At 67.3% G+C, this 22,483-nt stretch carries 16 protein-coding genes; 9 read left to right on the top strand and 7 right to left on the bottom strand.

What is annotated here, in order from left to right; translation table 11 throughout:
* Positions 1 to 155 precede the first annotated feature (155 nt).
* Both OV287_RS18865 and OV287_RS18860 read right to left on the bottom strand, forming a co-directional pair.
* Positions 156 to 3,818, bottom strand: a complete 3,663-nt coding sequence (locus OV287_RS18865; protein WP_267535425.1) for a UvrD-helicase domain-containing protein — start codon at positions 3,816 to 3,818, stop codon at positions 156 to 158.
* Complete coding sequence (locus OV287_RS18860) at positions 3,811 to 7,062, bottom strand: PD-(D/E)XK nuclease family protein (RefSeq protein ID WP_267535424.1); 3,252 nt, start codon at positions 7,060 to 7,062, stop codon at positions 3,811 to 3,813. The genes OV287_RS18865 and OV287_RS18860 overlap by 8 nt, the downstream gene beginning before the upstream one ends.
* A 52-nt stretch (positions 7,063 to 7,114) precedes the next feature.
* Between OV287_RS18860 and OV287_RS18855 the strand changes: the two genes are divergently transcribed.
* Complete coding sequence (locus tag OV287_RS18855) at positions 7,115 to 8,023, top strand: phosphatase PAP2 family protein (protein WP_267535423.1); 909 nt, start codon at positions 7,115 to 7,117, stop codon at positions 8,021 to 8,023.
* 127 nt (positions 8,024 to 8,150) lie between these two features.
* Here the strand turns inward: OV287_RS18855 and OV287_RS18850 are convergent, their stop codons facing one another.
* The gene (locus OV287_RS18850; RefSeq protein ID WP_267535422.1) at positions 8,151 to 8,639 is read right to left on the bottom strand and encodes a DUF2381 family protein; all 489 of its coding nucleotides are present in this window, start codon (positions 8,637 to 8,639) and stop codon (positions 8,151 to 8,153) included.
* A 640-nt stretch (positions 8,640 to 9,279) separates the two neighbouring features.
* Here OV287_RS18850 and OV287_RS18845 point away from each other — a divergent pair.
* On the top strand, positions 9,280 to 9,861 hold the full coding sequence (locus tag OV287_RS18845; protein WP_267535421.1) for a hypothetical protein: 582 nt from the start codon (positions 9,280 to 9,282) through the stop codon (positions 9,859 to 9,861).
* 166 nt (positions 9,862 to 10,027) lie between these two features.
* Here OV287_RS18845 and OV287_RS18840 read toward each other — a convergent pair whose 3' ends face one another.
* Positions 10,028 to 10,174, bottom strand: coding sequence for a hypothetical protein (locus OV287_RS18840; RefSeq protein WP_267535420.1), 147 nt, complete (start codon positions 10,172 to 10,174; stop codon positions 10,028 to 10,030).
* A 527-nt stretch (positions 10,175 to 10,701) separates the two neighbouring features.
* On the opposite strand from OV287_RS18840, the gene OV287_RS18835 reads away from it, so the two are divergent.
* From OV287_RS18835 to OV287_RS18810, 6 genes are read left to right on the top strand one after another with little or no spacing between them, the layout of a single operon-like run.
* Positions 10,702 to 11,634: a DUF2381 family protein gene (locus tag OV287_RS18835; protein ID WP_267535419.1), complete on the top strand. Its 933-nt coding sequence runs from the start codon at positions 10,702 to 10,704 to the stop codon at positions 11,632 to 11,634.
* 15 nt (positions 11,635 to 11,649) lie between these two features.
* Positions 11,650 to 12,141, top strand: coding sequence for a serine/threonine protein kinase (locus OV287_RS18830; RefSeq protein ID WP_267535418.1), 492 nt, complete (start codon positions 11,650 to 11,652; stop codon positions 12,139 to 12,141).
* Between the two features lie 56 nt (positions 12,142 to 12,197).
* On the top strand, positions 12,198 to 12,503 hold the full coding sequence (locus OV287_RS18825) for a hypothetical protein (protein ID WP_267535417.1): 306 nt from the start codon (positions 12,198 to 12,200) through the stop codon (positions 12,501 to 12,503).
* A 51-nt stretch (positions 12,504 to 12,554) separates the two neighbouring features.
* Positions 12,555 to 14,006 carry a SitA5 family polymorphic toxin gene (sitA5, locus tag OV287_RS18820; RefSeq protein WP_444546332.1) on the top strand — a complete coding sequence of 484 codons (1,452 nt, stop codon included), beginning with the start codon at positions 12,555 to 12,557 and terminating at the stop codon, positions 14,004 to 14,006.
* A complete protein-coding gene (locus tag OV287_RS18815; protein WP_267535415.1) occupies positions 14,003 to 14,353 on the top strand; it encodes a DUF2019 domain-containing protein in 351 nt (116 codons plus the stop codon). The genes sitA5 and OV287_RS18815 overlap by 4 nt, the downstream gene beginning before the upstream one ends.
* A gap of 5 nt (positions 14,354 to 14,358) precedes the next feature.
* Positions 14,359 to 14,940: a hypothetical protein gene (locus tag OV287_RS18810; RefSeq protein ID WP_267535414.1), complete on the top strand. Its 582-nt coding sequence runs from the start codon at positions 14,359 to 14,361 to the stop codon at positions 14,938 to 14,940.
* A 42-nt stretch (positions 14,941 to 14,982) separates the two neighbouring features.
* Here the strand turns inward: OV287_RS18810 and OV287_RS18805 are convergent, their stop codons facing one another.
* Entirely contained in the window at positions 14,983 to 16,629 is a 1,647-nt protein-coding gene (locus OV287_RS18805; protein ID WP_267535413.1) for a hypothetical protein, read from the bottom strand.
* A 293-nt stretch (positions 16,630 to 16,922) separates the two neighbouring features.
* Here OV287_RS18805 and OV287_RS18800 point away from each other — a divergent pair, with 293 nt between their 5' ends.
* Complete coding sequence (locus OV287_RS18800; protein WP_267542371.1) at positions 16,923 to 17,936, top strand: 3-oxoacyl-ACP synthase III family protein; 1,014 nt, start codon at positions 16,923 to 16,925, stop codon at positions 17,934 to 17,936.
* On the opposite strand, the gene OV287_RS18795 is transcribed toward OV287_RS18800, so the two are convergent.
* The gene (locus OV287_RS18795) at positions 17,888 to 18,760 is read right to left on the bottom strand and encodes a methyltransferase domain-containing protein (protein ID WP_267535412.1); all 873 of its coding nucleotides are present in this window, start codon (positions 18,758 to 18,760) and stop codon (positions 17,888 to 17,890) included. The two genes, OV287_RS18800 and OV287_RS18795, sit on opposite strands and share 49 nt — an antisense overlap.
* Positions 18,757 to 22,275, bottom strand: coding sequence for a serine/threonine-protein kinase (locus OV287_RS18790; protein WP_267535411.1), 3,519 nt, complete (start codon positions 22,273 to 22,275; stop codon positions 18,757 to 18,759). Before OV287_RS18790 ends, OV287_RS18795 begins: the two co-directional genes overlap by 4 nt.
* Between the last annotated feature and the right edge of the window lie 208 nt (positions 22,276 to 22,483).

Raw genomic sequence — 22,483 nt, 5'->3', positions numbered from 1 at the left:
GAAGCCCTCGCGGTCACCGTACGCATAGACGAGGGCATGGTTGTCGTGGACGAGCAGCGAGTCGTCCTCGCCTACGGATTTGATCCACAGGTGGTGCCGGCCATCCTGCTAGAGGGACATGTCACTGCCTCCCGTGTCTCGAGGGCGCCCGCCTTTCAGGCCCGAGCGCCGGAACGACAGTGGCCGACGTAACCACAGGCCAGCGTCTGACAGACCGACGGCTCCCGGCCTGGCCAACGGCCTTGGACATCTGCTTCCACCAGGCCCCGAGCCGCTGCCCTGAGCCGCTCGGTGATGGTCTGCATGTCCACAGCGGGCGCGGGGAACTCCGGCTCCGGCACGTCCTCGCCCAGGAAGGCCACCCCCACCTCCACGGCAACGCCCTCACGCACCATCCTCCGCGCAGCCAGCAGCACAGCCGCCAACGACTCGGCATGCGCCTCCACTCCCCGAGGCGAACGTTTGCCCGGCTTGAAGACAACCACCCGCGCCTCGTCCGGTGCCGTCTGCCAGAGGAGATCCACCTCCCCTTCGAGTGCCGCGGGTGCATCCCCTGGCAGCGTCAGCACGAAGGGCAACGCGCGATGCATGCTCGAAGCGGGAGCGGCGGCCAGAGTGCGGGCGAACGCAGTCCCCAGGAAGCGCTCCACCATGGCCAGCGCCTCCTCGACTCCGTCCTCTCCCTGGTCCCAGCCCACCTCGCGCACCAGCGCCTCCAGACGGGCCCGCCGCTCGGGGGCCGGAGTTCCGGCGAGTCGGAAGTCCACCACGCGCAGCAGCGCCAACACCCGGTCCACGGCACTCAGCGCCGGTGCGCCCCAGGCCTCCCGCTCGATGTACAGCGGAGACACACGCGGCGGCGTCTCCCAGGGCGCCCCCTCCGCACGCAGTCCGAGCTGGTGCACGTAGCGGTAGCGGCGCGGACACGTCACGAAGTCCTGCACGGCCTCGGTCCCCACCGCCGCCACCTCGGGCGTGGCCAGCACCGGAGCCTCGCGCACCCGCTGCAAGGCCGCCTCGACGCGGGCCTCCTGCTCCAATGGGTCCACGTCCTCCGACTCGGACATCTCCGGGGGTACGGGCAGCGTCTCCACGTCCAGGTCCTCGACGAGCCCTTGCAGTCGCGTGTCCTCCTGCAACCGCTCATCGAGCAGGCACCACCACGAGTCAGCCGCGCCGCGCTCCTCGCCTCCAGAGAGGATGAGTCGGTCCCGGGCCCGGGTGAGTGCGACGTACAGCACGCGCCGGTACTCGGCCGTCTCGCGCCGCTTCAGCTCGTCCTTCACCTGGTCGTAGCGGGGAGAGCGGTACTTATCGAGGCCGTCCGAGTCCGGCAACCACGGCCGCAGGCAGAGGCCATGGGTGCGCTCGAAGAGGGCCCGTCCGCTGGTGAAACGCCGCAGGCCGCCGAGCGCCGGCACTACCACCACCGGCCACTCCAGGCCCTTGGCCCGGTGGATGGTGAGCAGTTGCACCGCGCGAGGGTCTCCCGCTTCCAGCAGATCCGCCTGGGCTTCCGTGGGCTCCTCGTTGGCCAGCCGCTGCAGCTCGCGAGAGAAGGTGACGCAGCCCCCCGTGCCGCGCTCGTCACGCCGTCCCGCCAGTGCGAGCAGCTTCTCCACGTTGGCACTCGCCTGCTCTGCGTAGGGCGTACCCGCCAGGGACTCGCGGTAGCCCGTCACCTCCATCGCGGCCAGCAGCAGCGCACGCACGCCGAGCCGATCCCTCTCGCGCCGCAGCGCCGGCAGCGCCGTGAGGAACCGCTCCAGCCGCGCCTGCTCTCCCTCGGGCAGCCCCTCCAGCGAGGAGGAGCCTCCGCGCTCCACGGCGGGCAACGACAGGCCCTCGGGCCCGGCAAGCCGGAAGAGCGAGGCGTCCGATAGCCCCACCAGCGGCGAGCGCAGCACCGCCGCGAAAGCGAGCGCGTCGTCGGGATCCGCCAGCAGCGACAACAGCGAGGCCAGGTCCAGCACCTCCTGCGCGCCGTAGAACCCCCGGCCGCGCAGCACCCGGTGCGGAATGCCGTGGCGGATGAGCGCCTGCCGGTACACCTCCAGGTGCGTGAAGGTCCGGAAGAGCATGGCCACGTCCCCGCCACGCACCGGGCGCAGTTCCTCGTTTTCCTTATTCGTGGCCACGAGGACCTGCTGTGGCCCGGGAGCCAGCATCACCTTCAGCCGCTTCGCCACCGACTCCGCGTCCGCCGCGCGCAGCTCGCCCGTGGAGAGCTCCTCGTCGTCCAACACGAGCCGCTCCACCGCCGGGGCCTGAAGCGGGGACTCGCGTACCGGAGTGAAGTCATCCTGCTCGGGTGCGTACACCACCTCATAGGGGCGCGCACCTCCCTCGCCTTCCTTCAGCACGCCCGGGAAGGCCTGGTTGAAGAAGTCGAGCAGCGGCGACACCGAGCGCCGGTTGCCCTGGATGAAGTCGAGCACTCCACCCTCGGCGACGATCTTGTCCGACAGCACCTTGAAGACGGACACATCCGCGCCGCGGAACTCGTAGATGGATTGCTTGCGGTCACCCACCGCGCACAGGAAGGCGGGTTCCAACGGGAGCGCGTCCACCAGGCTCTCATCCGGACGCAGCGGGCGCGGGCCTCCGTCGCGCTTCTCGGCCAGCAGCAGCACCAGCTCGAGCTGCAGGCGGTTGGTGTCCTGGAACTCGTCCACCATCAGCGCGCCCAGGCGCTCCTGTACCTGGCGGCGGTAGTCCGGGAAGTCACGCAACAGGTCGCGCGTCTTCACCAGCAGCGCGGTGAAGTCCAGCGCGTTACGCCGGACAAACTCCTCCTCGTGACGCGCCGCCACCTGCGAGAGCAACGAGCGGAACGCGGCCTCGAAGGGCGCCGTGCGCCACCCGGCGTACGCGTCCTCTAGCCGCATCACCGAGCCGTCGCTCTTCCCGAAGAAGCTCCAGTACAGCTCCTTCATCGAGTTGCCCGGCTCCTTCTTCAGCCGGCGCACATCTCGACCGTCCTCGAGGAAGGCCGCCTTGAGCGAGGGCAACCGCTCGACCTCGAAGCAGTTCTCCGGCGTGAGGCCATCCAGCGCCGTCTCCAGCTTCTCGCGCAGGACACGCCACTCCCCCTTGGCGTCCAGCTCGCTCACGGTGGCGCACAGGCCGCGGCATCGCTCGACGAGCACCTCGAAGCCGGCACGCATCTCGTCCGCGCTGGAGATACGGACCTCGGCCGCGCGCAGGCCCTCCTCGCGCAGCTTGCCGTAGGTGGCGGACAGCGAGGACACCAGGCCCTCGGTAAAATCCGAGCCAGAGAACGTCAGCTCCTGGCACAGCTCGCGCACTCCCGAGTCACCGGCCTCCAGTGCGTCCAGCACCACGCGCTCGCACACGTCCAGCACGAGCGTGCGGGCCTCCAGCTCGTCGAGCACCTCGAAGGACGCATCCACCCCCGAGCCCGGGGGCGCACGGCGCAGCAACTGTCCGCACAACGAGTGGAACGTGCCCACCGAGGCCGCTCCCAGCTCCTCGCGCAGGGCGCGCCAGGTGTCCCTCGTGGGGAAGGGCTGGCCCAGCCGCTCGAGCGAGGCCCGCAGCTCCGGCTCCAGCACGGCCTTTGCCTCGGCCTGCACCAATGCATCCAGGCGAGCCCGGACACGCGCGCGCATCTCCGCGGCGGCCTTGTCGGTGAACGTCACCATGCACAGCCGCGCGGGACGCAAGGGCTTCGCCCCCTCGCGCGCACCGGCCAGCAGGTGCAGCGTCATCGTCACCAGGCTGTACGTCTTGCCCGCGCCGGCACCCGCCATCAGGGCGAGGTTCTTCTCCAGCGCCAGGTGAAAGGGCCTACTCATGAGTGCCCTCCTCGTCCACGAGCCGCCGCTCGGTAATGCGGCACACAGGGCGGTAGCCGCAGCTCCCGCAGTCCTTCGGTCTCACGGCGAACTGCCCCGCCCTCACGGTGCGCACCAGGGACTCCACCGCATTGGCCAGGTTGGGCTTCTCCTCTGCCGCCAGTCGCGCCCGCACCTGCGGCTCGGTGGACAGCAGCTCCTCCAGCTCGATCGCGTCCTTCTCCAGCACCTGGGACAGGTAGATGACCTCTCCCGTGCGCAGCGAGAACCACGCAGCTTGACTCGTGTTCTGGTGGCCGCTCGCCCGCGCCGCGTACAGGTACAGCGGCAGCTGGAAGTCCGAGTCGAGCAGCTTCTTCTTCAGCTCCGACTTCGACAGCTTGCCGGACTTGTAGTCGATGACGCCCACCTCGCCGCCCGCCATGTCCAGCCGGTCGATGGTGCCCTCGAAGTGGATGACCTCCTCGCCCACCTGCAGCGTCACCTCGTTCCACCCCTCCGCCGGGTTGCGAGGCCCGAAGCGCAGCTCGAAGCCCGCGGGCTCGAAGCGCTCGAAGGGCAGTCCCCGACGCTCGTCCATCAGGATGCGACGCACCATGTTCTTCGCCCGCTCGCGCGCCAGCCGCCACAGCGCTGGATGGCCCACGTAGTGGCGCTGCTCGAAGTCCGCCCGCACCTCGTCCAGCACTGAGTCCAGCAGCGCCTCCGGTATCGCATCGAGGCCCAGGCCCAGCAGCTTGCGCTCCTTGAGCCGCTTGAAGAACTCCTCCAGCACCCGGTGCCAGAAGACGCCCTGCCCTCGGCGATCAAACTCCTCGCCCGGCTGCTCTGGCTCGGGCACCTTGAGCCCGTAGGACAGGAACCCCTGGAAGCCGCAGTTGCCAAAGCGGGCCAGCGCCGAGGCAGACAGCGGCCGGTCCGCGCCGAAACGGAACGCCTCCCGAATCGCCTCGCCCAGGGCCGGGTCCTCCACCGCGCCGGTGTAGCGGCCTGCGCTCTTGCGCGTGTCACCGAAGAAATGCAGGCGCTCGATCTCCACCTGCACCATCTCCTTCGCCGAGACGAACCACGGTGCACTCTCGAAGCGCTGCTGGAGCACATTCCGGGCGGGGTCCGGCACGGAGACGCGCAGCCGCGCGAGCGCGAGCGACTCCAGCACCACACGCTGGCGCAGCTCCGCCTCGGTGAGCACCTCGTCGAGCGGCACGATGGCCGGCAACGAGCGCGCCTCCCACGTGGCCCCCGTCAACCGCCGCACCTCCTCCAGGAAGGAGGAGGGCGCCTGCTCCTGGCCCCCCTGCCCCTCCACCGCGAAGGACAGGCTCACCGTGTCCTCGGCTGCGGCCAGCACGCTGGCGAACAGGAGCCGGTCCTCGGTGAGGCGCCACGGCGCTCGGTCCTCGAACTCGCCGCCCGTGAGGCGGAAGATGTCCCGGCCCAGGTGCTTGTTGAGCGCAATGCGCTCGGTGTCGCCCAGCAGCGGGTTGGGCTCCTCACGGCCCGGGAAGCGGCCCTCGGCCAGTCCTCCGATGAAGACATGGGCGAAGGTGCGCCCCTCCAGCTCCCGAACGTCCAGCACCTCCACGGCGCCCGTCGCGGGCCCTCGTGCGGGCAGGTGCACGTCTCGCATCACATCCTGCAACCAGCGGCCGAAGGTGCGCCGCTTCAGCCGGGGCCCACCTCCTACCGCCGCGAGCGTCCGCTCCAGCTCCCGCACCCGCTGCGCAAGCGCTGCCCGCGCGGCATCGTCCCGAGCGCGGGCATCCAGCGCGAGCGCGTCCATGCCCTCGTCCGAGGCCGCCTCCAGCACCCCCTCCGAGTCCATCAGCCCCAGCCGCCGCACCGCCTGCCACCACGCGGCGAGCAGCTCCGAGGCCCGCCCCTGCTCCGGAATGCGGCGGCAAGACTCCAGCAAGAAGAGGCACCGCTCGCGCAGCACTCGGGCCCCATGGGCACGCCGGTGCTCCTTCGGGCGAACCTGGTTCGGCAACGGCTCCAGCCGCTTCGCCAGGGCCTCCAGGCGCAGGTCATACGCGCCCTTCCCTCGCATCGCGCCCAGCCGGTCGTCCCGGACGGCCGCGAGCGTGAGGAGCGTCGCCGGAGCCTCGGGCGCACCCCGGGAGAGCATGGGCGCATAGCGGCTGGAGACCAGCTCGGCCACGCGCTCGGCCGGGAAGCCGTCCTCCACCAGCAGCGGCAGATCCAACGCCAGCCGCACCGGGCCCGCCAGCGCGAGCGGCTCGCCCCAGGGCAGGCGCACGGGGACGCCCAGCTCGCCGAGCGCATCCGCCACCCAGCGGGCCTCGGGCCCCAGGTCTCGCCACGCCACGGCGATGTTCCCCGGAGGCACTCCGTCCGATACCTTGCGGCGCACGTCCCGAGCGATGAGCCGGGCCTCGTCTCGCACCGAGCCCGCGCTCCACATCCGCAGGCCGTCCACCGCGTCCTGGAGCACGTCCTTCGCCGCCTGAGGCGAGAAGAGGTGGCGACCGAGCTCCAGCATGGGGCGGCCCTCGAAGGTGACGTCCGCCTTGAAGAGGTCCACGTGGGGCAGCACCTCGCCGCGGTTCTCGAAGGCCCGGAAGAGAGAGGCCAGCGCCGCGTCCGCCACCGGCGAGCCACCCACCGGCGTCTCCACCCGCATGCCCACGCGGCGAGCGTCACAGGCGGCTGCCAAGGCCATCAGCAGCTCCAGCACCGAGGGCCGCACATCGTAGATGCCGTGCAGCACGAGGCCGCCCACGTCCTCCCAGGCCGCGGGCCACGCCTGGCGCTCCAGTGCCTCTCGCGCCCCGCGCACCACGTCCTCACGGTCCGCCAGGGCCAACTCGGCCATCTTCTGCTCGTAGCCGTGGTGCAGCAGGGCGAGCGCCCGGGCCCGGTTCCGCCGTTCGGGAGGCAACACTTCCAGCGCATCCTGCAGCTCGCGCGGGGAGAGGCGGCCCGCCTTGAGGTCCAACAGCACCTCCAGCGCGGCGCGGGCGAAGGCGGGCTCGTGCACGAAGTCGCCGAAGGGCGTGTCCCCCAGTCCCTGGGCGAGCGAGGCCACCACGGTCCGAGCCACGAGCGGCGAGCACGGACGGCGGCCCAGCTCGCGCGCACCTCCGAGCGCCTCGAGGAAGCCCTCCCAGGTGAGGTAGGAATCTCCGCGCACGACTCCCGCATGACCGCGGGCCGCGCGCAGGGCGGCCTGACGGCGACCATTGTCGGGGAAGACCTGGAGGGTACGGCGAGAATCGGTCATACGGGGCGGCGGAGTGTAGAACGAGGCGCGGGGCGTATTTATGCTCGCCGATATGCCAACCGCCCTTTGTTTTCTAGCGCTTGCTTCCCTGGCCGCCTCTTCCCCCGTCCCCACCGAGGCCCTTCCCTCGGCGGCCCGGCAGGCCTCCGACGCTCCCACGGTCCACGCGCTCGACTTCAACTGGACGCGTGACGGCATCATCACCGGCACCGCCGGGCTGCTGTGGATCGCCAGCGAGACCGTCCTCAAGGACGAGCTCGCCCCGAAAACTTGCCGCTGGTGCGACCGCTCGGCGGACGGCACGGACACCCTCAACTCGCTGGACCGGTGGGGCCGGGGTGTGGCGGCGGATACGGCCGAGGGCCGCGACCAGTGGAACATGTGGAGCAACATCGTGGGCTTCGGCGTGCTGCCGGCGGGCGTGCTCGGAGGGCAGTACCTGCTGTCCTCGGGGAGCGGCGCCCCGCCGAAGTACTACGCACAGGACGCCACCATCATCATCGAGTCGGTGGTGGTGTCCTCGCTGGTGAACCAGGTGGTGAAGTTCTCGGTGGGCCGGGAGCGCCCCTTCGTCCACGTGCTGCCCGAGGACCAGAAGCCCCTCACCGAGCACCCCAACGACAACAACCTGTCCTTCTACAGCGGGCACACCAACATGGCCTTCGCGCTCGTCACGGCGGCGGGCACGGTGTCCGAGCTGCGCGGCTACAAGAACAGCTGGCTCATCTGGGCGGTGGGACTGCCGGCGGCGGCCTCGGTGGGCCTGATGCGCATGGGCGCGGACAAGCACTACCTCACGGACGTGCTGGTGGGCGCGGCGGCGGGCACCCTCTTCGGCGTGGGAATGCCCCTGCTGCTCCACGGGCGCCAGAACGAGTCCCAGTCCCAGTCCCGAACCGCCCGCATGTCCATGAACGTGTCCGGCGGCCTCGGCGGCGTGATGTTCTCCGGGCGGTTTTGAGAGGGTGTTTCACTGGAGCGGGCGCCCGGTCGAGCTACGAAAACGTCACGCCGTCGAAGAACTCGCCGGTGCCACTCTTCCTGGCCCCATAGCTTCAGGGAGAAGGTGCCGCGCGCCACCTCTTCCGTCATCTCCACCTCCACCCCGACGAGTTGCGACTTCCCGGGGGGCAATGGGCTCCCGTGTCCACATGCCAAGCGCCTTCCACTCCACGCCCTTGGGCCCCACCAGCACCGCCCCCCGCTGGCGTCCAGGGCGTGCTCCCATGGTTCCTCAACTCCATCTGTACGGCCAGACGCACCACCTTCTGTCCGCCCTCCATGTGCCCGGTGTCCGAGCGATAGCTGCGCGCCATGGTGGATTGGAGCGTGTTGCCCGAGCGCGAGGTGACGCTCAGGGTGATGTTCTTATCGGCGATGCCGCCCTCTCTTAGCAGCCCTTGGTCGAGCAGGCCCAGGAGACCCATCCGCCCGGCACATTCCGCCTCCAGGCGCGCCTTCTCCTCCCGGCATTGCAGCGCTTCCGCCCGCGCCTGCTGCTCGCCCTCCCGGTAGGAGACCAGCGTGCGCGGCTTCCGCGTCACCTCCACCTGCCGCTCGGCTTCGGAGGGGTGCACCACCAGGGTCAAGTGCGAGCCGTGATGACCCAGATACCAGAAAAAAACCGGCCCGCAAACCCCTCCCTGACTGCTCTTCGCGGATGCCCTCCAGGGCCTCTGGCTGGCCCGCTGGGCTTCGATCCGCTCTCCCTGCTGACCCCTCGCCTACTAAGCCCCCGGACATCAATTCTGTACACCTGCGGCGTAGCGCGGCTGCAATTCGCCCTGCGCCGCATCCGCCAAGGGCTGCGGCGTAGGTGGTCAACATCTATGTCCGGGGGCTTAGAGCCCCTGGAGCCGCCTAGCAACGGGCTGGGGGAGGGGAGGAGGGCCTAGGAGCTTGTCGGAGAATCGCCGAAAAACGACTCCTACATACCAACCATAGCGGTGTGTTTGAGTCGCACTACCCCTCATGTAGTGGGTAGCCGAGGTATTCCGACAGGCTCCTAGGTGCCAGGAAAACTCGAAGGGCACGAGGGAACCTTCGATCCCGAGGGAGTACGTTAGGCCCCGAGAAAATCCCATCGAAATTCCGAGCGCTCTCGGATGCGCTACCTAACTGCCCAGGCGGAACACGCAGAAGCCGAGCGAGATGCCATGGGGGTGCTACTCTCGGACACAGGAAGTAGAGCCGACTGACCGACCAACTCCGAGCCCCATGATGGACTTCATCGACAAGTTGGTTCCGTTCGTCTGCGTGACCCTCGCACTCCTCTTCACCGCTGTTCTTTACCTCTCGTTCATCTTGGAGGTTGTGAAGATTGTCCGGGAGCCTGTTCGGGAGTTCTTCCAGAAACTCACCATTAAGCGCGTGATTAGCGGCGTGCTGGGGCTGCTACCAGTTGCACTGGTGATGGGGGGATTGGCGTGGGCGCTGTTGCGTCCCTGGATTGCCCCGGATGGAACCCCGCTGGAGCGGTGCCTAAAGGGCCAGACTCCCCGTGAGTTCCTGGAGGAGGACCGCAAGAAACTGGAGCTTCTATGGTCCTTCTATCACCACCACAACGACGAGGACTTCCGTTCCATTCAGAAACAGTCCTTAGCATCCATCGTCTTGCCGGTCGAAGGGCAGATTACGCAGGAACAGGCTTTCGCTCTCAATAAGGCCCGTCTTGATGCCCTCTTTGAGGAGCGAGACCGGGTTGTGAAGTACCGGCGCCAAATACTTGAGACGGCCTGCAAAGAAGCCGCTTCCCGAATAGAGAGCACGGCTCCCGTTGCTGCTCCTGCCGAGCCCTAGCGAAGCCCTCTAGGGCCTCCAGGCGCCCCGCTGGGCCTCTTTCGGGGCCCCGTGGGGTAAGTGGGTCGGCCCATCCAGGGCTCCTGTGGGCCTTGCTCGGAATGGGACGGTGGGGGCGATACCCGCGTGAGTAAGCCCCCGTACCATCCACATAGCTGCCCGCGCTCTAATTGCTCTTGCCGACCTGAAGTTCGAAACGCGTTCCGGCCTGCTCGAAACGGACGGCGATTCCACCCGCGAGCACCGCGAGAATCACCAGGACTACGGGCCGCAGGTTCCTGCTGGGGGTCTTCTTCTTGGGGGTCTTCTTCACGTGTCGCCTCCTTGGAAAAAGGCGACTCTCTAAAGTTCACGCCAAAGACTTTACGTCAACAAGTCGGCGGACAGGGCCGGTGGTCCCTGGTGAATGCGACGGTAGCGAGTCGGCCCTTCCGGGGCTTTTAGGGGCATTCCCGTGCGTCCCTTCCGGTGCCCCGTGCGCGATCTCTAGGGGGTGCCCTTCAAGGCTCCCCCTGGGGAACAAAAACCGGCCTCACCATGCCCACCCCACAAAGGGGGGAAGGGAGGGGGTAGGCCGGTCAGGGACTCGGGATGATGCCCTATGAACTCACTAGGGGCTCTGGAGGGGAACTAGAAGGAATGCTCCAGCATCCCTCTGCTACTATAAATAGCGTTTCTTTCCCCTTCTCCTACGGGAGGCACTAACTCCTTCCCCTGCTTTGTGGGTCATCAACCGTGCCCATCTGCTGGGATGCCCTCCATCGACCAAGGAGCAGCAGAACGGGTCAGAGCGTGCTCGGCTGGTCGCCTTCGACCCGTTCTGATAAGTTGTGCCGCGCTATGTGGAATATCCTACTTCGCCGGTCTACCCTGCTTCTCGTCCTCGTGGCATCTGTGGCTGGGGCCAAGGAACGCGAGCCTAATGAACGGAACATCTACCTCTCGGACCATACGAGCCGAGAGGCGCCTGACGTGTACGTCGTCGGCGGTATCGTGACCGTCCTCCGCTTGGAGCAGCCCTGCGATTCAGCGCGGACCAAGATGCTGGCCTGGGAAGGTCGCTTCGAGCCAGTGGAGTGTGTCGGGAAACGGGTGCTTATTGAACCCCTCCGTGATCTTGAGCCCGAAGACCGGCTCATGCTGCTGGTAACGCTCGCGGATGGAACGGAACTGCCCTTCACCGTGACATCACGGCAGAAGACCACCGACGACCGGACGGGAGATCAACAGGTCAATGTGTTCCGTGACCACGAGGCCCCGAAAGCGGTGCTTGCATCCCTGTACGATTCGCTGCGGATGGAGGATCAGCTCAGAGAGGAAGTCGAGCGTTACCGCAAAGAGGACTCAGTCAATCACGCTCTTGCCAGGCTCCTGGCGAAGGGGGCCGCGAAACAGACGCCGTTTCGGGAGCGGTACGCGGCGCTATTCAAGAGCCCCACGGGGGTGGAATTCCGCGTCTCCGTGTTGGCCAGCAGGAACCGGGACAAAGCGGCGGTGGTCTTCAAGGTGAAGAACAACAGCCCGACCGAGCCTTGGAGTCTGATGGAGGCCCGCTTGATCACGGATGACGGGCGAGAGGAACGACCGTTTGCGCTGCGTGCTTCCCAGGAGTATTGGGGGCCAGGTGGGCAGAGTGGGCAGATCGCCGTCGTCCTGGACGCGAGCGCCTTTGACTCGAAGACTGGCCCCGACCGGCTGGTTCTAGAACTCTTCCGACAAGGAGACGGTCTGCGGCAGGCATGGGTTCATCTGGATCAACAGCTACTGCGTTAGTAGATCCCGCCCCTCATGGCTCCCGTGCGCTTACTGCTTCCTGCCTCTGTACTGCTATTTTTCGTGTCCTCCAGTTGCACGACGATTGGGGGCCTCTCCCTTCGCCCGGACGGCAGCCCCGGACCGGAAACGTGCCCGGAAAAGGCGCTCGAAGCCATGCGGCGTCTTGGCTTGAGCGTCGGGGACTCTTCGGATGTCGAACTGGATGTGAACCAGACCGACACCAGCCCCATCACGCTGTACGACGGTCCCGTGGAGAGCATGTTGAACAGCCCCCTCGGGACTCTTCCGGCAGTAACCCGTCTCTATGGACGGGTCTGGACAGGTGGCCCCCAGGTCGTCATCCGGTATAACGAGGCGCATCCACCGGACGAAGAGCCGATTCCGATTTGCGCTGTGGCTCGGCTCGCACGCGGTCAGCTCAAGAAGAAGCCCGAGTCTAAGCCGGGAACGGCCATTCTCGAATTCTCCAGCGCGGGGCTCTACATCGTGAACTCGTTCCGGTGAACCACCGCACGCGCTGAGCCGACCCAGAAACGAAGGTGGACCGATAGAGCGCGGGGATGCTCTATCGGTCTCTCCTCCAGAGAGGCCCTGGAAGGCCCTGGGAGCGGGGAGCCTTCCTCCAAGCGCACGAGGCGAAGCTCGCCGGGCTCATTGAGTCCACCTTCGGTTTCACCCGCCTGTCCAACGACACCCTCTTCACCTCCGTGCCGGACCTCGTTCCGCGCTCGGCCAATTATGGACTCGGCAAGGCACAGTTCATGGAGCCGCCCCATACCGCCCGAGGGAAACCCAACCTTGCCGATGGGATTTCAGCACTCCACCAGACCCGACGGCTTGACCTCGCTGTCAGCCACTCTCTGTAATCTTCGGGTTTGGGCTTCCAGTTTGGGCGACTCGCCCGGAAAGGTGCGGCAATGTCTAAGCATTCCGCCAATTCGCGCCCCATGGACACACGGCGGCCCTTGCGCGTGGGGGCGCTGGCCCTTGCGGGGTTGATGCTGGTTACTGCGTGCGCCACGGGGACCCCTATGGGCGGGGGCCCAGCGTACCGCTACCGCCCACCCGAGCCGGACGACTCACCCGAAACGTGGGCACTGGAAGCGGAAGCTGACGACAAAGACACGAGCGGGGGCGAGGCCGTCTTTGCGAACCTGCCCACGGACTTTCAGCCGGTGCAGGTCAGTGACTTCGAACTTACGGCCGCCCTAACAACGTTTTGGCTCCAAGTCCCGCTGCGGGTGTCCACCTCATGCCCCCCGTTGTATATTGGCCGGAAGCTGGCGCTAGCGTCAGCGCCTTTGAGTGGCGAAGCGTGGCAATCAGATCTGGCGCAATCCTACGGTCGGTTTTGCGAGCGGCGCGGCACCCTGGGCGATTGCCTGACACTTTTTGATGACGGACCCGACCTGCAAGCCAATGACAAACGCAGCATTGCCCTTGCCCTGGCGGTTGGGCCTGCCCTGGAAGGCGTGGATGCGGAAGTGCGGGCCATGCTCAACCCTACGCGGGTGTTGACTACTCTCAGCTTCACCATTACGGCCTACATGGCGCTCTTGCTTGCGCCCGAGCCCGTCACGAAAGGCGCCGCGCTCGCGTTTTCCGTGCTCATGTGGGGCTATCTCGGATGGGAGTTTTTCACCTTGCTGCGGGCCTATGCGCAGCTTTACGAAGACGCGCAGCGAGCCTCTACCTTTGCGGAGCTGCGGGAGGTGGGCGAGAGGTTCGGAAGAGTCATCGGCCCCAATAGCGTGCGAATTCTCGTCATGGTGGCGACGGCGGCGATAGGTGAAACGGCGGCGCTCATGTCGAAAGGGCCGAAGCTACCGGGCTTCGGACAAGCCTCGCGCACGGTCGAGGCAAACACCGGGCTTCGCCTGATGGATGCGGCAACCGGGGCCGAGCGGGTCATTGTTTCCGTTAATGAAGGCACAATCCGCATTGTCCTGCCAGTCAACGCTGTGTCCATGACTGCGCGGAACGGAGGCGGCGAGCGCTCCGCGCTCAAGGCTAGTGAGGCTCCAAAGGGCGGCAGACTTCTCCCCAATGGTCATCGTGCCTTTAAGTCGTTCAGGGCCTTCAAGCGTTACATGGGGAAGGCAGGCGAAGGAAAAGATTGGCACCACATAGTCGAGAAGCGAAATGCAAAGAGGTTCGGGCCCGAGGCGATCAACAACACCGAGAATGTCGTTGCGCTCGACAAGGACTTGCACGACCGCATCAGCGCTTTCTATTCATCAATCCGTGATGGCATTACCAGGTCGTCGAGCCTAACCGTGAGACAGTGGCTCAGCACCCAGTCATACGAGGCCCAACGTGAGTTTGGGCTACGGGCCATAGAGAACATCAGGGATGGAGTGTGGGGATGAATCTAGAGGAGTTGGCAGAAGAGTTTGCCCAAAACGTGTCGGCGCAGACTGATGCGATCTGGAATGGGGATGCAAGGACGGGGAATAAGCACGCCAAGCGTTACGTTGCTGCCTACAAGAATTTGCGCAATCACGGCGACGCCGGGCGGGATGCGCTGATGATCCTTCTCAAGCATCCGCGTATGGATGTACGCGTAAAGGCAGCGATCTATTTGCTTTCAGAACGGCCGACACAGGCATTGCCTGTTTTGGAGGAAGCAGCGAAGAGCAAGGGCATGATTCCCTTCGAGGCATCCCAGGTGTTGAAGTATTGGAGCGAGGGTACTTGGAGTTTAGACGTTGATTAGGACTCATGAAGCCGGAACCGTTCACCGAGGCGCTCGTCAAGCTCGTCCACCGCTACTACCCGGCCGGCCTCCGCAACGACGATCCTCGATACGATGCGTCAGAAGAAGGCCAACACCTCACCACGCTCATCCACGCCAACGTGCAGCCTTCACTAGCCTGGAAGGGCTTCACCCAACGGCTCCTCAAGGAGTTCCCCGACTGCCATATCTGGGACACGACCATCCCCTACCATGACCCCTGTTACAGCGTCCGCGTCTCTCTCCCGGGATTCGTAACAGGAGCCCCCCGCTACGACGGCATCGTGTGCCTGCTGAGCCAGCTCGCCCCAGTGTATGCCCTCTACGCCTCTCACACGGACAAGAGCCTGCCCGGAGCGGACTACTGGCTGCGGTTTCCCCCGTTCCCCCCCGAGTTCCAAGCGCACGAGGCGAAGCTCGCCGGGCTCATCGAGTCCACCTTCGGCTTCACCCGCCTGCCCAACGACACCCTCTTCACCCCCGTGCCGGACCTCGTTCCGCGCTCAGCCAATCACGGGCTCGGCCAGGCCCAGCTCATCGACTGCCTCTTCACCTGGCACCGCTGGTAACCAGGCGCCTCGGTAGATTCGAGGCGGCGTGCATCCCCGCAGCTACCGCGGGCCGTCGTCCGCCACTGGCGCGGCGTCCTCTAATAGGGGCTCCGTGAGGAGCACCAGCAGCAGCACCCGCCGGCCGGTACGTCGGCCGGAGAGCACCTCGGAGATGCGCACCAGCCGCTCGGCGGTCAGCGCCTCTCCCATGGGCAGGTAGATCGGCACCGACCGATCCCCTACGTCCTCGGGGTCGAAGTCTGGCTGGGGCTGGGAGAGGTCCACCGTCAGCGGCTCCTCGCTGGAGCCGGGGCGCGGCGTCAGCGTCAGCACGTTGGCGTCCAGGCGCGCGTCCCAACCTCCCTCCATGGGTTCGCCCTGGGGCAGCGCGGACAGGAGCGCAATGGGCTCCGTGGCCAGCATCTCGCGGGTGAAGAGCCCCATCAGCGGCTCACTCTCCAGAAGGGCGCTATTCGGAGAGGACGGCGTCTGCCCCACGAGGATGATCGAGCGCACCCCGGCCGGCAGCGCCGCCTCCACCAGCCCGCGCAGCTTCGCGCCGTCGAGCCGGCCGTCCACCGCGAGCGACAGTGTGGGATGGAGGATCAGCCTCTTCCGCTCAATCGCGTCCTCCACCTCCGCGACTTCGAGCTGCCACTCGTTCAGCGACGCCCTCAGGGCCGGTGCCAGCGCCCCCTCCAGAGGGACGTCCTGGCGCGGCGCCCCCTCAGGGGGCTTCAGGTGCGTGAGCGTGACGAGGGCATCCGGCGCCTGGCGGGAGGAGAGGAGGTTCGACACGGACACGGGCTGGAAGTCCCCAGCCGACGCCCACGGCGTCGCCGCCGCCACCCGGGCCATGTGCTCCATGTTCTGGAATGTGAGCGCATGGAGCGCGAAGGCGGGCACGACGCACAACCCCGCCGCCACGGCCCGCCCCAACCCCATGCCCGGGCGCCGCCGGGCCCACAGCGCAGTCCCCACCGCCAGCACGAGCGAGACCCCGAGCGCCACCCGAGAGAACTGCCGCGCCGCGCCCAGCGAGGTCACGGTCTGGATGAGCAGCGGCTCCCGATCCAGCAGCCTGGCGTTGGCGAGGACGTTGAAGCCGTTGCGAAGGAAGAACACGGACGGGAGGAGGGCGCCCACGGCCAGCGCGGCCGCGAGGCTGAGCAGGGCCGCCGAGGCCGGTCCCCCTGGCTCGATGGAAGGCTCCTCCGAGGCTCGCCGACCGGAAGCGACGACGAGCGCCGCGGTGCCCAGCCCCGCCGCGAGGCCCAGCAGCAGCGCCACCGAGAGGCCGCCCCCGAAGAGGTACGAGGCGAGGGCCTCGCTGAAGCCGTTGCCGAGGATGGTGATCCTATCCGTGAAGTTGACGTTCGCGATGGCCTCGAAGCACGAGCGCACGCCCCAGCGCGCGCCGAGCGTGCCCACCAGCCACGGCGCGAGGCCGAGTGCGAGGAACACCGCCGCCGGCAGCCGGGACTTCCACCCGCGCAGCACCAGGGCGCCCAGGCTGGCCATCAGCGATACGCCCGTGACCAGCACTACCACGGGCGCCCACCACCCCATCTCCTGCCAGGTGCGCAGTGCCTCCCCACCGAACAGCCAGAGGATCCACAGAACGCTCCCCAGCCCGAAGAGAGCGAGTGTCACCAGCATGGAGGAGAGAGCCGCCGTCATGGGGAGTCTGTCGCCGCGCTTCTGCATGCCGGCAGCCTACCCGCCTTGATCCCGCGACACAGGAGATTTCCCTTTTCCGAGACGACCCACCCGGGAGCTCACCCGCCGGAGGAGGCTCAGGCTGACCGTGGTCCTGCTGGACGCAATTGTCTTCGTCGGACTGTTACACGGGGGAACTCACGAGTTCGGACACCAGGTCTGGTCAAAAGGTCACACCGCCCTTCCCTGGAGCTGATGGAGAGGGGCGCGAGGCATCATGCTGTTCCTCCTGGAGGACAGCCATGAGGGCAGCGGATCAGGCGAGCCCACGCGGAAACGTGATGCTTCCGGTGCGCATCCTGGGCACGGCCAGCGTGCTCCCGGAGCGAGCGGTCACCACGGCGGAGTTGGCGCGGGAAGTGGGGCGAGATCCCCAAACGCTGGAGCAGAAGACGGGGATCCGCACTCGCCACTGGGCCCCACCCGGCATGTGCATGGCCGACCTCGGAGCCCAGGCCCTCCGCCTCGCCCTGGAGCAGGCCGGGCTGGCCGCGACCGAGCTCCGCCGCATCCTCTTCGTCTCCTCTACTGGCGGAGACACCCTCGTGCCCGCCACCGCGAACCGGGTGGCCGCCGCGCTTGGATTGTCCGGCTCGTGTGACGCGTTCGACCTCAACAACGCCTGCATGGGCTTCCTGTCCGCCTTCGATGTCGCCGCGCGCTCGGTGGCGACCGGGCTGGGGCCCGTCGGCATCGTCACGGTGGAGTACAACTCGAGGGCCATCTCCCCCACCGAGCCGCGCCCCTATCTCATCTTCGGAGACGTAGCTTCGGCCACGGTGTTGGGGCCTGGACCACGGCCTGGTGAGGGAGTCCTCGCGGCGGCGTTCGGGAACGATGGCAGCCAGCCTCCCGACACGGTGCTCGAACATCCCCTGCGCACCGGGCGCGTGGAGGGCGTCCGGTTCCACACCATCCCCAGCGACATGCTCCGCGTGGTCTTCGAAGCCCTGGACCGCGCCACCTCCCAGGTGTTGGAGCGCTCTGGCGTCCAGCTCGGCGACATCGAGTGGGTGCTGCCGCACCAGCCCAACGGAGCCATGCTCCTCGGCATCATCGAGCGGTACGACATCGAGCCGGCCAGGATCGTGCCAGTGGTGGAACAGATTGGCAGCGTGGCGGCGGCCTCCATCCCCTTCAGCCTCGATCGCCTCCTGCGCACCCGCCCCGTTCGCTCGGGTGACCGGCTCCTCATGCTCGGAGTGGGGGCAGGCGTCTCCTACGGGGCCATCCTCTACCAGGTAGGTCAGGTGACCGGAGCCTCCGGCGGCATCCGGAAAGAGAGACAGAAGTAGAAGCGGCTGAGCTGCTCCTCGACGATGTCCACCGCCGCCGGAGGTAGCAGCTCCCGCGGGCAGTGGGGCTCCCGCGTGTAGAAGGTGAGCATCCGGAAGGCCACCCTGTCCCGGAGGGAGCGCGCCTCCGCGTCGAGCTGCTCGTCCACCACCACCAGCGGAGTGCCAGGACGGGCCACCCGAGCCATCTCCGCGAGCGCACGCTCCGGATTCCGGTAGCCGTTGATTCCACCGATCTCGAACACCCGGTCGAAGCTGTGGTCCGCGAACGGCAGGGAATGAGCATCCGCCAGGAGCAGGCGCACCCCCTGGTGGCCCTCCCGAGCCAGGCGCTCGCGGCAACACCCGAGCATGCCTGTACTGAGATCCACCCCCCACACCTCCACCTCGAGCCCGGGAGGCAAGGCCCGGGCGAGGAGCGGAAGATTGGCGCCAGCCCCTATCCCCACCTCCAGGATGCGCAAGGGTCGCCCCTGGGAGCACGGCACCAAGGCGTCCAGCTCGAACCGGGACACATAACGCTCGCGGAGCTCCGCCTCCGAGCGGCCTTGCAGCAGGGGCGTCAGGAGGGTGGTGAGCGGATCATGCAGCGAGGGAAGCCCGTCATAGATGGCGCGCAGGAGGCGATCCTTTCCACGAACCTCCTGCTCCCGAAGTAGCCGGGGCATGCCCTCCACCACCTGCCAGCAGGAGCCGCACTCCGAGCAGAACAGCCAGCCCTCCTCCAGCAGCCCTCCACTCGCCCTCCCCTCCCACGCGAGCCTCCCCAAGCAGGCGGGACAGGCCAGCACCTCGACGTCACCCACTGGCACCGTGCAGGTCATCGGGCCAGCTCGGCCTCGACCCGTGCCAGGTCATCGGCGGCCTCGAGCTCAGCGAAGAGCTCTCGTGCACGCAGCAGTTGGCCGCGCCGGGTCGGAGCCTCGCGGGGAAGGTGGCGCCCCAGCTCGAAGCGACCACGACCTTCCTCGTAGGGCATTCTCAGTGCCACGGCGCGCTGGACGCAGCGCCCCCAAGCCCGGATCGCAGCCTCGGGACGGCCAGAGAGCCAGGCCTCGAGCCCGTTGCACAACAGTGCGAACGGCTGTCCGATGGCAAAGGTGCGGGCGAACTTCCTCATGGCCTTGCAGGCCTCACGCGCCGCACGCCCCTGTTCCTTCTGGCCCTGCGGAGTCCCGCCACCTCGTTGCTCCCACACCGTCAGGTAGACTTCGGCCACTTGACTCACGCCGGAGTACATCCAGTACGCCACCGGCCGCATGCCCCGCAGCAGCTCCAGGCCCCGCTTCGCCTCTTCGAGTGCTTGTGCTTCCTGGCCTCGCCGCAACCGCGCCAGGGCCAGCACCCCCTGCATCACCACCTTCTCCGAGACACCGGCGTGGGCTTCCATCCAGGGCAGCTCCACATCCAGCTCCTGGAGCGGCGCCGCAGAGCGGCCCAAGCGGACCAGGGCAACCGCCCCGACCAGCACGCCCCAGAGCCGCGTCTGCATGGCGCCCCTCCGCCGCGCGGAGGTCTCAATCTCATCCGCAAGCTGGACGCAGCGCCGGAAACGCCCCTGGTACTGCGCCGCCATCGACATCACCGCGCGGCTCTCCTCCGACTGCCGGAAGTCCCGAGCCTCATCCGAGAGCCGCCGGGCCCGTTCCCCGCACACCTCTACTTCTCTCCACCGGGCCAGTCCCATCCCGCAGACGGCGCTACGCACCAGCGTGAAGGCGAGGTCGGCGGGAGTCCCCACACGCTCGGCCATCTGCACGGCGCGCGTGCACCAGGAATCGACCACCGGACGCAGCACCGGCAGGATGCACAACACCACCGCCATGGTGCTGTAACCCCGAGCCAGGCACGGCGACGGGCCATTGGGCTCCAGGATGTTGAGCACCCGAAAGCCCGACCAGAGGAGAGGGTCAGACTCCTGGCGGTAGAAGAACATCTCGCATATCCGCACCATCAGGTGCCCCGCCTCGCGGCGCTTCAGACGCTCCTCGCGCGACTTCACCGTGAAGGCCCAAGGGGCGGCGGACTGGAGAACCCGTTCAACCACCTGGAGGGGGAAGCCCAGCCGCCAGCCCCTCTGGCTCCGAGGGAGCGACCAGCCCAGATGCCGCAAGGCACGCTCTGCATGGACGCGGCATTGCTGCAGGTCTCCAACGAGGTACCAGGTCTCCGCCAACCTCCCCTCGAGCTGACCGAGCCGCAGGGCCCCCTCCCCCCTGGACTCGGCGAAGGCGAGGGCTCGCTGGAAGTACGGGATGGCCACCGCGCAGGCATACACAGACATGGCCTGCTCGCCCGCCAGCTCGGAGTAGTGTGCCTCGCGGGCCTCGTCACCCGCCTGCCCCCAATGGTGGGCAAGTGCGGCCACCCACTCCGCCGAGTCTCGGTGCACCGCGCTGATCACCTCCGCGGCCTTACGGTGCAACGCGCGCGTGAGCTCCGGGGAGAGGCTGTCCACCAGACCTTCCCGCAGCTTGTCGTGCGCGAAGCGCCAGCGGTTTCCGGTCACCTCGAGCACCGCGGCGTCGGCACACTCACCCAGCCATGCGGGCAGCTCCACCGAGGGGTCGGCCGCACGCAGCAGGTCCTCGTGAATGTCCCGCCCGATGATGGCTGCCAATTGGAGCAGCTCACGCGCTCCGGGCGGGACCTTTCCGAGCCGCCGCTGGACGATGGAGCGCATCCCGCCAACGAAGGCCCTGTCAGGCAGGGGCTCGCGGCCGATGCGGTTCAACATCCCGCTTTGCTCCGCCAGGGCGCGGATCACCTCAACGAGGAAGAAGGGATTGCCCTCCGTCTCCCGCTCGAGCAGGGAGAGCACCCGAGGTGACTGCCCGCCCGGCCCCACCATGGACTTACTCAGCGCCGCAATCTCCGCGGACGTGAGCCGCGGCAGCTTCAGCACCTGGAGGGCGGGCAACTCCCGGGGCAGCGTGGGCCGCTCGTCATCCCGGTAGCTGGCCAGCAGGAGCAGCTTCGTTTTCGAGACCGAGCTGGCGAGCTGGGACAGCAAGGACAGGGTGGCGCTGTCCGCCCACTGCAGGTCCTCCAAGATGACCACCGTGGGATAGGGCAGCCGGCTGAAGACCTCCTCCACCGTGGCGAACAGGCGAAGGTGGGCCATTTCCGCACCGAGGGGCTCGGGATCCGGAATCTCGCGCTGGAGCAGCGCGCCGATGTCCGGCACGAGCTGCTTGAAGATGCTGGCCTCCCGTCCCTCCAGGACAGAGAGGAGGGCGAGTTGCCGCAACACCTCCCGCCAGGGCTGATAGGGATTGCCTCCTCGGTTGATGGCCTGCCCGCGCAGGACGGGTACACCGCGGACCAGCGCCAGGATGCGGAACTCGGCCAACAAGCGGGACTTGCCCACGCCGCTCTCTCCAGCCACCAACCACGCACTCCCCCGGTGCTCCCCCTCCGCTGCGTCGAGCGCCTGCCCCAACTGCGACAGCTCGTGCTGCCGTCCGATGAAGCGAGCCGCTTGCAGGAAACTCTCCCGGGTGGCGACCGTCTCCACGGGGAGGGCCTGCCCCACGGATTCACAGAGCGCGGCAATCGCCGCCTCGGCGCTCTGGAATCGCTCCTGCGGTGCGAACGCCAGCAGCTTGCGGAGGAACCTCGCCAACTCCGGCTCGAGCGCATTCACGACGTCCGAATCCTGGTGAAGAGTCATCTCGATCGCCTCCTCGAATTCCTGCGTGGGGGAGTGAGCGACGAACCAGGCGAGGTCCGCCTCTAGACTCTCATCGTCTACTCCGCGGGAGAGCCCTCGCTGCTCGTCCGGATGCCTTCCCAAGAAGAGCTCATGGGCAATCACCCCGACGGCATAGAGATCCGATAGCACGGAGGGAGGCTCCCCTCGGAGGAGCTCTGGAGCGAGGTAGCCACGTGTTCCCGAGCGCAACGAGCGAGCCCGCTGCTCCGGGCCAATCGCCAACCCGAAGTCGAGCAGCTTGACCAGCCCATCGACCACCAGGACATTCCCGGGCTTGAGGTCGCGGTGGATGATGCCGCGCCGGTGCAGGTAGAGGAGCGCCTGGAGCATCTGGTTCAGCAGCTCCGCCTGTACCGTCCTCGGCTGCTCCCAGGCTGCTTCGGTGATGGTCTGGGCGCCCTCGAGGAACTCCAAAACCAGATAGGGCCGCCGCTGCCCGTCGAAGCCATAGTCCAGCACGCTGATGATGTTTGGATGCCTCAACGAGGCGAGGAGCTCGAACTCGCGCGCCAGTTGAAGGGCTCGTCTGTACGGACCTGGATGGAGCTGCTTGAGGGCTACCAAACCGTCGAGCCGATCCCTCGCCAGATAGACGGACCCAAATCCACCGTGTCCCAGCTCCATGAGCAGCCGGTACCGGTTGCACACCTCACGGAGCTGAGGAATGGACGAAGGGCCCCCTCTCTCATTCCCCGCGGAAGGCGAATTCAACGGCACGGCAGGTCCAGCCATCTCAGTCTTCCCTCCAACCCAACCCCCTCTCAGTGAATTGACGGAGAACGGACTCGATTCCTGCCGAGTCCTCCGGGCTGAAGGGTGCCATCCCCTGCGT

The sequence above is a fragment of the Archangium lansingense genome (assembly GCF_026626635.1).
Lineage (GTDB): Bacteria > Myxococcota > Myxococcia > Myxococcales > Myxococcaceae > Archangium > Archangium lansingense.
Note: the sequence above shows the minus strand (reverse complement) of the source record. Positions and strands in the feature narration are given on the sequence as shown.